Annotated in this window: 10 protein-coding genes; 6 read left to right on the top strand and 4 right to left on the bottom strand. The window is 41.6% G+C overall.

From position 1 onward, the window contains the following. Positions 1–191 precede the first annotated feature (191 nt). Both IGI42_RS19285 and IGI42_RS19280 read right to left on the bottom strand, forming a co-directional pair. The gene (locus tag IGI42_RS19285; protein WP_438717653.1) at positions 192–2,333 is read right to left on the bottom strand and encodes a GH92 family glycosyl hydrolase; all 2,142 of its coding nucleotides are present in this window, start codon (positions 2,331–2,333) and stop codon (positions 192–194) included. After that, complete coding sequence (locus tag IGI42_RS19280) at positions 2,326–3,366, bottom strand: GntR family transcriptional regulator (RefSeq protein WP_438717652.1); 1,041 nt, start codon at positions 3,364–3,366, stop codon at positions 2,326–2,328. Before IGI42_RS19280 ends, IGI42_RS19285 begins: the two co-directional genes overlap by 8 nt. Positions 3,367–3,523: 157 nt before the next feature. Here IGI42_RS19280 and IGI42_RS19275 point away from each other — a divergent pair, with 157 nt between their 5' ends. Genes IGI42_RS19275 through IGI42_RS19260 form a run of 4 tightly spaced genes read left to right on the top strand, consistent with a single transcriptional unit; the run spans position 3,524 to position 9,797 of the window. Beyond that, on the top strand, positions 3,524–4,813 hold the full coding sequence (locus IGI42_RS19275; RefSeq protein ID WP_438717651.1) for a glycoside hydrolase family 125 protein: 1,290 nt from the start codon (positions 3,524–3,526) through the stop codon (positions 4,811–4,813). A 42-nt stretch (positions 4,814–4,855) separates the two neighbouring features. Beyond that, entirely contained in the window at positions 4,856–7,528 is a 2,673-nt protein-coding gene (locus IGI42_RS19270; RefSeq protein WP_438717650.1) for an alpha-mannosidase, read from the top strand. Between the two features lie 5 nt (positions 7,529–7,533). Then, positions 7,534–8,421 (top strand): ROK family protein, encoded by an 888-nt coding sequence (locus tag IGI42_RS19265; protein ID WP_438717649.1) that lies wholly within the window; start codon positions 7,534–7,536, stop codon positions 8,419–8,421. 38 nt (positions 8,422–8,459) lie between these two features. Beyond that, the gene (locus tag IGI42_RS19260; RefSeq protein WP_438717648.1) at positions 8,460–9,797 is read left to right on the top strand and encodes a family 20 glycosylhydrolase; all 1,338 of its coding nucleotides are present in this window, start codon (positions 8,460–8,462) and stop codon (positions 9,795–9,797) included. A 38-nt stretch (positions 9,798–9,835) separates the two neighbouring features. Here the strand turns inward: IGI42_RS19260 and IGI42_RS19255 are convergent, their stop codons facing one another. Next, complete coding sequence (locus IGI42_RS19255) at positions 9,836–10,288, bottom strand: GNAT family N-acetyltransferase (RefSeq protein WP_438717647.1); 453 nt, start codon at positions 10,286–10,288, stop codon at positions 9,836–9,838. 203 nt (positions 10,289–10,491) lie between these two features. On the opposite strand from IGI42_RS19255, the gene IGI42_RS19250 reads away from it, so the two are divergent. Continuing rightward, complete coding sequence (locus tag IGI42_RS19250) at positions 10,492–10,824, top strand: hypothetical protein (protein WP_438717646.1); 333 nt, start codon at positions 10,492–10,494, stop codon at positions 10,822–10,824. A gap of 307 nt (positions 10,825–11,131) precedes the next feature. Here the strand turns inward: IGI42_RS19250 and IGI42_RS19245 are convergent, their stop codons facing one another. Then, entirely contained in the window at positions 11,132–11,674 is a 543-nt protein-coding gene (locus IGI42_RS19245; protein WP_438717645.1) for a helix-turn-helix domain-containing protein, read from the bottom strand. A gap of 180 nt (positions 11,675–11,854) precedes the next feature. On the opposite strand from IGI42_RS19245, the gene IGI42_RS19240 reads away from it, so the two are divergent. Continuing rightward, positions 11,855–12,637, top strand: a complete 783-nt coding sequence (locus IGI42_RS19240) for a glycyl-radical enzyme activating protein (RefSeq protein ID WP_438717644.1) — start codon at positions 11,855–11,857, stop codon at positions 12,635–12,637. Positions 12,638–12,651 lie beyond the last annotated feature (14 nt).

Raw genomic sequence — 12,651 nt, 5'->3', positions numbered from 1 at the left:
AAATCTTCGCAGGATTTTCCGGGTCTTCTTTATCATTAGAGGAAGTATTCACAATTGGAATGCTTGTAATGCCAGTGCTAACGATGTTCGGCTTCGCAACTTAACTCCGACAAAGCTAAGTTGCGAAGCCTTTTTTTATTCTAGATAAAAGTATCGTTTTTCTACAAACGGACACCTTTGCGAAATCGTCCTTATTTTGATAGTGAAAAAGGTAAATCATTAATCGTGTAGTCTTGCGGGTTAGGAACGATTCCTAAGTGATAGTCGATTTTTCCACCAGTCATTAGATCGTCATGCGTAAAAAATAGCTTTTGATGAACTTCATGGTTTCGCTTGGTTTCATGAAGGAACAGCTGCTGGCGTTGATTCGGCGAAGCAGTAATTGTGAGCGTCTCACCGTTGGATAGGGTCAGTACCGCCTTTTTAATCAACGGCATGCCAATGACATATTCACCGGTACCAGGACTCACCGGATAAAAACCTAATGAATTAAAGATGTACCAGCCCGCCATGCTGCCATTGTCTTCATCGCCAGGATAACCGTTACTTTCAGAGCTGAAGCATTCCGTTAAGAGATTTTTGATTAACGGTTGGGCCATTTCTGGTTTACCAGCATAACTGAACAGGTAGGGATAATGAAAGCTTGGTTGATTGGAAATCGCCAGTTGGCCAAACTCAATTGCCGCCATTTCACTCATCTCGTGAATCTCAAAGCCATAGCCGGCTACATCGAAAGCGGGTGTCTGGTTACAAAGTTCGATAAGCTTTGCGGTGAAAACCTCTCTTCCACCGATCTGTTGTATCAAGCCTTGAAAGTCCTGATACACAGCAAAACTACTTTGCCAAGCACTGCCTTCTGCGTAATCTTTCCCCCAACGAATCGGTGAGAAGTCTTCACGAAAAGCACCAGCAGCATCTTTGGCACGCATTAATCCAACGGTAGGATCAAAAATTTGCTGATAATTTAAGGCTTGCTGCGCATAGGTTTGCGCCGTTTTTTCCTCGCCTAACGTTTGTGCGACTTGGCTAATACAAAAATCACTGTATGCATAATCCAAGGTGTGATTGACTGACTCGTGATAGTTACTAGGAACATACCCATATTTTAGATAATCAAGGGTTCCTTGTCGTCCATAATTTTCCCGATCGCTTTGGACAGTGGCGCCTTTTTTCATGGCTTCCAAGAAACGGGGCATTAAATCGGGACGAATGTTCTTAACAGCCGCATCGGCAATAACGGCATCAATTAAAGTTCCGGGCATCAATCCCCGCTCATCGGGGGACAACCATTTTGGTAAAAAGCCAGTTTCTTCGTAGCTATTCAAAAATCCTTCCAGCATTTCCTCGTACTTTTCTTGCGCAATTAAGGAATAGAGAGGGTAGACCGTTTTATAGGTATCCCAAAAACCATTATTTGTGTATAAAACCCCGGATTGAACCTTTTTATTGAAGGTATCGTAGTGAATCTTTTTCCCGTTTTCATCGATTTCATAGAAGGTCTGCGGAAACAAGAAGACTCGATACAAATTATGGTAAAAGGTCTGAGTTTGGTTAGGATCAGTATGCTCAACTTGCAGACGATCAAAGTAAGAAGTCCATTCTTGTTTGCTTGTTTCTAAAAAGTCAGGCAGTGTTAGTTCCTTTTCACGTGCTAGATTTAAATTGGCTTGTTCTTGACTGATAAATGAAGTACCTAATCGAACCGTTTGCTGCTTAATTGCGCCAAAATCTAAACGTAAAAAACAATCCGGTTCTTTACTAGATTTCTTCAAAGACAGCAGCGGCTCAGTAAAGCGGAAAGTCAGATAAAATGTAAAGTTTTCATCCTCGCAACCGCTGAAGTTAACCAAGCTTACGTGAAGTTCGTGTTCGCTAATTTGCTGAACATCCTTTAAGCCAGGGATAGTCAAAAGTAAACCATTCTGCTGTTGAGTAAAGCGAATATCCAAAAGAGCGCCATACATACTAGGCACCAAAGTTGAATTGATTCCATAACGTAATTGTTCGATTTTTATTTGGTAAGGTGCAAAGGTCGCTTCTTCTGGACGATACGAACTTTGTGCATGAAATAAAGAAATATCTGCTAATTCATCACTAAAAGGTGTCATTAAAAAGTGGCTAAAATCCCCCATCCAAGGGCTTGGCTGATGGGTCAGTCGGTATCCTTGAAATGTGCGATCAGCAGGGTGGAACCACCAGCTGCCGTTTTGATCAGTCGTTTGTGGCGCAAAATAATTCATACCAAATGGAACGCCGGTGTAGGGCAGGCAATTGCCATTAGAAAAACTGTGTTGGTTGGCGGTGCCGTGTCGAGTGTCAATGGTTTCAATCATGGATAGGTTGCTCCTTTGTCGAATTTCGTGTGATTAAGGTTACCTCAACTTTTTGGCTGTCGGGCTGTTGGCCAGTGTTGATCCAGTCAATTAGGGCTTGCCCTGCAAGAGCGCCGATTTCTTTAAAGTTCTGGGAAATCGTTGTTAAAGCTGGATCAACTAAAGAAGCCGCCTGAATATCATCAAAGCCAATAACAGATAATTGTTCCGGCAGCTGATAGCCGCCTTGTTTTAAAATTCGCATCGCTTCAATAGCGACCAAATCATTCTCGCATACTAAGGCAGTCACTTCATTTTTGGCAACATACGCAAGTAAATTTTTCGGATTAGCCATTTTGTCTTCCAAAGTCGTATGAAACGAAATCTGATGTTCCTTCAAACTGCGAATATACCCCAAATACCGTTGCCTAGTGGATTGTGGGGGATGAAGGTTGCCAAAAATATAGGCAATTTGTTTATGACCATTTTCTATTAAATAGTCGCAGGCTGCTTTACCACCTGCTAGGTTGTCTGAAAGAACCGCCGGCAAATTCAAATCGTGCAGCTGTTTGTCCAGTACCACGATCGGAAATTGCTGAAAAGAAAGATCAAACAGTAAATCCAAATGCTGGCTTTCATCGTCGGCATAATAAATCATCCCGTCAAATTCCTGCGAAATGTCATTAGCCTGATGATTGGTTAAAAAATCAAAATTAGTCATCATGACTTCAAATTGTTCCTTTTGAACCACCGGAAGCAATCCTTCCGAAAAATTCCCCAATGAAAGGTCATTGGAAAAGGGAAGTAAAAACAATAGTCGTTTGGTTTGTTTTTTTTCTGAGAGCACTTCTTTGACAAAGCTGCCTTTTCCTCGCGTTCGCTCAATCATGCCTAATTGTTCCAGCTCGGTTAATGCACGTTTAGAGGTGATTCGGCTGACGCCGTAAGTATCTGACAGCTCCTTTTCAGTGGGGACCTGACTGCCGGGAATTAACGTACCATTGGTGATCTTGTCTTTGAGGTCATTTAAAATCGTTTTATATAAAGGTTCCATGGTATCCTCCTATTTGGTATATCATATTTATATCTTATCATATTTCTCTATTCTGTAAATAGCAAAATAAATCTTAATGAAAGCGTAGACAGGGACAGCTAAGTAGGATATAATCATTCCGTAAATGATATATCAAATAGCGAGGGGATGACGAGGGATGACTTATAAAGATATACCAAAATCAGTTGTGAACTTTATGGAGCAAGTAACAGAAAAATGCGGCAAGGAACATGCTGACTGGGCGGAAAATTTCAATGCTGCGTTTGCCAATACCCTTTTAACGACAGTGAAACGTCAAAAGAATGGAACGACTTTCTTGCTGACGGGGGATATTCCAGCAATGTGGTTGCGTGATTCGACAGCGCAGGTAAGACCCTACCTAGTGGTTGCTAAGGAAGATGACGATTTGGCAGATATGATTGCTGGGTTAGTGAAGAAACAGTTCTTCTATATTAATATAGATCCTTATGCCAATGCCTTCAATGAAACTGCCAACCAAGCAGGACATCAAACCGATCATACCGAAATGAATGATTGGATCTGGGAGCGTAAGTATGAGATTGATTCTCTATGCTACCCGATCCAGCTAGCCTATTTACTGTACAAAAATACAGGAAGAAAAGACCAATTTAATGAAGCGTTTGTTGAAGGAGTCAAGAAAATCTTAACGGTCTTTGAAATAGAACAGGACCACAATCAGTCCGGTTATACGTTTGAACGTGATACAACCCGCCAAGAAGATACCTTGATTAACGCTGGTCGGGGAGCAGAAGTGACTTATACCGGCATGACCTGGTCAGGTTTTCGACCAAGCGATGATGCCTGCAAGTATGGCTATTTAGTTCCTTCAAATATGTTCGCAGTCGTAGTGCTGGGGTACCTGGAAGAGATATTCCGTGATGTTTTGACCGATGAAGGGCTGGTTATTAGAGCTCATAAGCTGAAAACCGAGATACAAAAGGGGATTGACGCATACGGGCGAACAGTCAATCAAGCAGAAGAGACTATTTTTGCCTATGAAGTTGATGGCAAAGGGAATGCCACCATCATGGATGACAGCAATGTCCCGAATTTAATTTCCGCCCCTTATTTAGGCTATGGAACAATAGATGATCCAACCTATTTGGCCACACGTAAGACATTGTTAAGTAAAGAGAATCCTTATTTCTATGAAGGCAAGTACGCCAAAGGAATCGGCTCTTCTCATACTCCTGAAAACTATGTTTGGCCGATTGCTTTAGCCATGGAAGGCATGACGACCCCCGACAAGCAGGAAAAGGAGCGGATTTTGAATCTGTTAGTAGCTACCGATGCTGGAACGCATTTAATGCATGAAGGCTTTGATGTAAATGATCCAAATCAATACACCCGAGAATGGTTTTCGTGGGCCAACATGATGTTTTGTGAATTAGTAATGGATTACTTTGATATACGAGTAGCGAAATAAACGAAGCAGGCAGTTCTTTAATAATGAGTTAGGAGTAATTTAATGAAGAAAAAAGTATATATTATTTCCCACAGCCATTGGGACCGAGAATGGTACATGGCTTATGAGCAGCATCATATGCGTTTGGTTCAACTAATGGATGATCTATTGGAGTTAATTGAAAAGGATCCAAACTTTCACAGCTTTCATTTAGATGGTCAGACAATCATTTTGGATGACTATTTGCAGGTACGACCTGAGAGAAAAGAAGCGCTCCAGCAGGCGATTGCTTCTGGCAAGCTGCAAATCGGTCCTTTTTACATTTTGCAGGACGATTTTTTAATCAGCTCTGAATCAAATGTTCGAAACATGCTAATCGGTATGGAGGAAAGTAAAAAGTGGGGTACACCAGTAATGCTAGGCTATTTTCCTGATACCTTTGGCAATATGGGTCAGACACCGCAGATGATGAAGCAAGCTGATTTGCCTACAGCAGCATTTGGTCGCGGAGTGAAACCAATTGGCTTTGACAACGAAGTGTTAGAAGATCGGTATACTTCTCAATATTCAGAAATGAATTGGAAAGGTCCAGATGGCACTGAAATCTTTGGCTTGTTATTCGCCAATTGGTATAGCAATGGCAATGAAATTCCGGCAAATGAATCAGCAGCTAAAGCATTTTGGGATCAAAAGCTGGCAGATGCCCAAAGATATGCTTCCACCAATCATTTGTTAATGATGAATGGTGTCGATCATCAGCCGGTACAAAAGGATATATCAAAAGCCATCGCATTAGCCAATCAGTTATATCCTGAGTATGAATTCATTCATTCCAGTTTTATGGATTATTTAGCTGCCGTACAAACGGATTTACCTGAAGATCTAGGCCAAGTCACCGGTGAATTGACTAGTCAAGAAACCGATGGCTGGTTTACCTTAGCCAACACGGCTTCAGCACGTGTTTATTTGAAGCAATGGAACACAAAAGTTAGCCGACAGTTGGAGAATATTGCTGAGCCGTTAGCCGCAATGGCTTACGAACTCACCGGGGAATACCCCCATGACCAGTTGGATTATGCGTGGAAAACCTTGATGCAAAATCATCCCCACGACAGTATTTGCGGGTGTTCAGTCGATGAAGTGCACCGAGAAATGCTGCCGCGCTTTGAAAAAGCCAATGAAGTGGGAAAATACCTTGCAGACGAAGCCGTAGCTCAGCTAGTTAACGGGATTGACACCAGCGTATTTCCATCCGACAGCTATCCCTTTGTGGTATTTAATACAGCAAGTACAGCTAAACAGGGAACGGCTAAGGTTGATATTGAGTTGAAGCGGATCCCTTTTCAAGAGCAATATCCATCAGAAGGATACGATACGTTAGCAAAAGAACCGAAAAGACACTATCATGTAATCAATCAAACAGGCCAAATGATTCCTGCTGTTATTAGTGAGGAACAGATTCGGTTTGATTATGACTTGCCTAAGGATCGCTTTAGAATGCCATATATGGAAAAATATGTAACGGTAACGATTGATACTGCTCACTTGCCAGCTTTTTCTTGGGAAAGCTTTGCTTTGGTTGAAGGAACAGTTGACCCGCTACAAGACTCATTGATCAAAGATAATGGCCGCATTTTGGAAAATGAACAGGTGAAGGTTGCGATTACCACTGATGGTTCGGTTAATTTAACCGACAAGCAACTTGGCAAAACAGTAGAAAACTTGCTGATCTTTGAGGATGTGGGGGACATTGCCAATGAGTACATCTTCAAGCAGCCGAAAAATGACCAGCCGATTTTATCCACTGTTTTTAATCATCAGCTGGAAATTGTCGAAGATACTCCGTTAACGGGTAAGATTCGAGTGATCCACGAGATGAAGATTCCTAAATCAGCCAACGATTTACTGACCTTGGAGCAGCAAAAGGTAGTAGATTTTAGACAGCGAGAAGCCCAACGTTCCGACGAACTAATTCCGTTTATCCTAACAACGGAAATCACGTTGGATCGCCATAGTCGACGGGTAAGCTTTGAAACAACTGTAAATAATCAAGCAAAGGATCATCGTCTACGGGTATTGTTCCCGACAACGATTGAAGTCGATACTCATGAAGCTGACAGTATTTACGAGACAGTGGTTCGACCAAACTGCACTTCAAAGCACTGGGAAAATCCAAGTAACCCTCAGCACCAGCATGCGTTTGTAAATATGCACAACGAACAATTTGGTCTGACTGTTTCTAATTTTGGGTTAAATGAATACGAAATTGTGGAAGATGCCATCGCTTTGACGCTTTTACGAAGTGTCGGTGAGTTAGGAGATTGGGGTTATTTTCCAACGCCAGAAGCGCAATGTTTAGGTACGCATACGTTCAGCTTTGGGATCGAGCTTCATGGAGAACCTGCTAGCCGGTATGAAACCTACAAACAAGCACACAGTGCACAAATCCCGATAACTACGCAGCAAACAAGTATTCACGAGGGAAGTTTGCCTCCTCAACATCAATACGTAACCGTTGCTGGGGATTTATTTGAAGTGACGGCCCTTAAACGACGTAAAGAAGATGAAGCACTAATTCTGCGCGGGTACAATTTGAGTGACCAAGCAGCCGATTTATGTGTAGAAAAAGATGGACAAGCACCTGCGTATCTGCTGAATTTATTAGAAGAACGCAAAGAAGACTATCAAGCGACGCTTCGTCCTTACGAAATCAAAACGTTGGAAATAAAGGAGTAAAAAGAATGTATTTTGGTGGTATTGAAGCTGGTGGTACAAAATTTGTTTGTGCAGTCAGTGATAAAACGCAACAGATCATCGAGAAAATTAGCGTTCCCACGACAACACCTGAAGAAACATTAGCTAAGGTATTTCAATTTTTCGATCAATATCAGCTTCTATCGATGGGGATTGGTTCATTTGGACCAATTGGGATCGAGCCGACAAAAGATAATTATGGCTATATTTTGGCTACACCTAAGCCAGGCTGGGCTGAGTTTGATCTTTTAGGTAAGTTCAAAGAACGGTATCAAGTACCGATTGCGTGGACAACGGACGTGAATGCAGCTGCCTTCGGTGAATTGAAAAAAGGGGCTGCTCGAGGGAAGAAAAGCTGTATTTATCTAACCGTTGGAACCGGAATCGGCGGCGGTGTGGTAATTGATGAGCAGATTTTTTCCGGTATTGGTCATCCAGAAATGGGGCATATGCACGTGAAGCGTCACCCAAATGATGAATATGAAGGGACTTGTCCCTACCACAAAGATTGTCTAGAAGGAGTGGCGGCGGGACCTTCTTTGGAAGCTAGAACGGGAATCAAAGGGCAGGATTTGCCGGCAGATCATCCGATTTGGGACATGCAAGCTTATTATATTGGACAAGCTTTAATGAGTTATGTACTTACTCTAGCGCCAGAAAAAATAGTTTTGGGCGGGGGTGTGATGAATCAAGACCACCTGTTAATGAAAATTCGTCAAGCGTTTGTTGAACAAATGGCAGGTTATATGGAGACACCAGCAGTCAGCGATTACATTGTTCGTTGGGGATTGCCTAATGAAAGTGGGATTATTGGCAGTCTGCTGCTGGCAGAAGAAGTGATGAATGAAAACGTCGAAGCTGAGAGAAGAGCGTAAGCTTTAGTCTCAGCTTCTTTAATGGAAGGAAACCGAATATGGCGAAATTTAACAGCCTGTTTATGGCGGAAACTCAAGCAACCCAGCTGGTACTAGATCGAGTGAGCTTACTGTTTATGGACTTCGATTATCAAATCGCTGATTCAGCACCAAACGTTTATTCCTTGCAGCTAGATTCGTCAATGGAAATTGAAGCTAAGGTGGAGATGAGGGAATCTAAGAAAATTGTGGGCAGGACACCGGCTGCGTTATTTCGGGGAATTACGCGAATAATTTTATCCCAACTAACAAACAAGTCGTTCCCTGAAAGGATTCATCCAAAAGTGGAAGAACGAATCGTAATGATTGATATTGGTCGCAAGTATTACGCTTTAGAAGAACTAAAGCGCTTAGTTCGCAGCATGGCATTGTTTCAATTTACCCATCTGCAGCTGCATTTCTCGGAAAACGAAGGCTTTCGGATTGAATCAACGCTACATCCTGAAATTGTTTCAGCGGAGTTTTTAACTCAGTTAGAGGTTAAAGCGCTGATCGACTATGCCAAGCAATTTTATATCGAAATTATTCCAGACATGGATTCACCCGGACACTTGCAGCAGCTATTAAGGAACTATCCTAAATGGCAATTACCCATGATCAAGAATGGCGAACTTTCACGAGATGTTCGGGCGTTGGATATAGTGAATCCTGAAGCAGTAGATTTTATTAAGGACGTCTATCGGGAGTTTGCTGAGTTGTTTTGGGAGAGTCGTTATTTCCATATTGGCGGGGATGAATTCATTGATTTTGATTGCCTTGAGAAGTATCCTAGCCTAAAAGCGGCGGCACTAACTGATTATGGAGCAGCAGCCAGTGGAATTGAAGTATTCATCCAGTATGTAAATGAATTGATCGTTTATATGGAGGACTTAGGCTTTACCGTTCGCGTATGGAATGACGGCTTTTATCGCACCAACCGCTGCGAACAGATACAGCTGTCTAATTCCTGTGAAATTTCTTATTGGACTCGCTGGAATCCGTTCATGGCACCAATCGAGACCTTTTTGGCATTGGATTACCCGGTGATTAATCATAACGACAACTTTTTTTATTACGTTTTGGGCGAAGCTGCTGGCTACGAGTATCCTACTTACGAAAGAATCAACCACCAATTCCAGCTAACCACCTTTGCGAATGGACAAGCCACCACTGAAGCAGATTTAGCTCAAACTAAAGGCATCGCTATTTCAGTTTGGGCTGATCAACCAGAAGCGAAGCAGGCAGTAGCTGTTATCGATGAGATTTTTTGGCTGGAAGCAGCGTTAAGTGAGAAAATTTATGAGGATACCAAAAAGAAAGAAGTGTACCAAAATTTATTTGCAGCTTGGACTTCGTAAACTAAAGCTTCGCTAACTTTTTTAATTGGCGCGAAGCTTTAGGCATGGGTTTGGTAGATCTGATTCTGTTCACCCCAAGGATGAAAGCCACCACCGATATAGGTAAATCCCAGTTTTTCGTAAAAACCATTATGATCGGTACATAAGTAAAGTGTTGGATATCCGAGTTTTCGGGTATCTTTTTTGGCTTGTTCAATTAGAAGCTGGCTCAACTTCTTTCCTCGATAATTTTCGTCTACAAAAAGAGCACATAACCAAGGAGCCAAATCCATGCGACTAATAAAATCGTTGGGGATCAAGCCAGCACAACCGATCATTTGTTCTTTGTCCTTTAGGGCATACCACATGGGCAAGGCCAGCTTTCCATCAATTGCGTGCGCTAAGCAGTCACGGTAGAGCTCATAAGTCTCTTCGCTGCCCCAATGCAGCTGTAAATATTCCGTCAGTTCATTTTTGAGCTGGGGGGATTTTCGTAAAGTTAAAAGTTCCATGACAGCACCTGCTTTTATATAATAGTAGAAATGTGTATTTTTTATCATTTTATTGTGTATGGTTAAGTAAAGCAAGAGTTGACCGAGCAATTACCGAAGCTATCAAAAGTTAATGAACTTGGTATAGATTACGTAATGAAGTAATTCTTTGTATGAACGATCGGATAATTTGGTCAGGTGCTAAATGATTCGGTTTTTTGTTTTTGTCAAAACAGAAGACAAAAGAACTGCTTGAAGGAATGGAAATTAACGCCTCTGCAGCAAACTTGAACGAGGCTGTGGAGCTAGCAAAAAGCCCTTTGGAATTTACTTTATTTGATCTATATGAAGCCAAAGAACGTTTTCCCGAGATGAATGAAGAGGCACTGTCCGATTTAGAAAGGGAGAAAGAGGTATACCAATACATCACCTTGATTGCGACAAATCCTGCAGCTATCTTAAAAAGATTTAGTGAAGAGCCTATCAAACGCATGGTATCCATTAAAAAGTATCAAGATTTCTTCTTGAAGAACAACAATATTAGTATTTCTAAATAGGTACAGGAAAAAATTGATCAAGATATTCAAAAAACTTGATAGGTAGTGGAAGATAAACGAATTTTTGTTGGTGGATAAAGGTGGTGCAGGATTTTCTTTATATAACTGATCAAAGACAGGTTGTGACAGAAGTGTTCAGCTCCGAGAAATAAGCCGCATAATCCGAAAATAGCTTCTCATATTTTTGCGATTATGCGGCTTATTTCCGAAAGAGCTACTTCAGTCACACCGATTATTCGGTTTTCAGTGGCTGTGACGTTTTATGTCACAGCCACTCTTTGACTGTCATCTGTTTGCCAAATCCTTGCTAAAAATCACTTGGGTAGTGAACCACGATGAACTTCACCACTCGGTTGGTTTGATTGTCCCAATTGTGATCCAGTGTAGAAAAATAGTGGGCCGAGTCGCCAGGATAGAGTTGATAGCTTTTGCCATCTAGTTCCAAAGTTAAAATCCCTTCTAAAATATAAACAAATTCTTCTCCGTGATGAGGATAAGAATCAGGGAATTCTCGTTCTTCATGGGGCATGATTTCAATTAGCTTAGGCGCCATTTGTTTGTCCTCAGGTATCGGACTCAATTGTTTATAAATCATATTATTTAAAATGCGCAGGACGGGCTGATCATAGCCGCGAATGATGGGCTCGACTTCTTGTTCATCGTCAAAAAAATAATTGATCTTGACTTCAAAAATGTCAGCGATTGTGGACAGATGTTCTACCGCAATGGTAGTGATCCCTCGCTCGAATTGTGAGAGAAAACCAGTCGATAATCCAGTAGCTTCAGACAGTTGCTTCAAGGTCAATCCCTGCTCGGTTCGAAGTGCTTTTACTTTTTCCCCAATCTTCATTTTTTTACCTCCCTGAAGTTATTTAATATAAGTATAGCGCAAATTCATAGAAAAGCCCACAGTGTCACTTAGGTGAACTTATGTGGTGTAAAGACAGATAAAAATTCATAATAATGAAGAAATCGCTTGCAATACTTTTCGTTTGTGATTATAATTACAAGTGAGTAGGAGGGGGATAAAGTGAAGAAAAGGCCCACAGTTTTTAACATTCAAAAGTTTTCCACGCATGACGGTCCCGGTATTCGAACCACGATTTTTTTCAAAGGCTGTCCCATTAGATGTGAGTGGTGTCACAATCCTGAGAGTCAGGTATTTGCTCCTGAGATGATGCTGAATAAATATGGCAAGGAAGAGCTGATTGGTAAGGATTATTCCATTCGTGAATTAGTCAAAAAGATTCAGGCAGATCAGATTTTTTATGACCAATCCGGCGGCGGTGTTACTTTCTCTGGCGGGGAAGTGATGGCTCAAGACATTGATTACGTAGTGGAATTGGCAAAAGAGTGCCAGCGCATGGGAATCTCGGTAGCTATTGATACTTGCGGCGTTGCCCCTAAAGAAAACTACGAGAAAATATTGCCTTATGCCGATCTCTTTTTATATGATTTAAAGTTCATTAATTCACAATTCCATCGTGAATATACAGGGATTGGAAATGAATTAGTTTTAGAGAATCTACGTTATCTTTCACAGCAAAAGGCTGCGATTGATTTACGTTTAATTTTACTAGAAGAAATCAATGCCGATGAAGAAACAGCCGAAGCGATTATTGAGTGGCTGCGGGAAGAGCGAATTCACGTAGATGAAATTTCTTTGCTGCCTTACCATGATTTCGGGCGTGACAAGTACAAACGTTTGAACAGAGAATGCACACAAAACTTTATCAAACCATCCGATGAACAAGTGGAAACGATCCAAAAGGTCTATGAGTCAGCAGGTTATCAAGTTTCAATTGGCGGGTAGCAGGTAGATAAAAA

The organism is Enterococcus sp. AZ109, assembly GCF_051714625.1.
Taxonomy (GTDB): Bacteria; Bacillota; Bacilli; order Lactobacillales; family Enterococcaceae; genus Enterococcus_A.
Note: the sequence above shows the minus strand (reverse complement) of the source record. Positions and strands in the feature narration are given on the sequence as shown.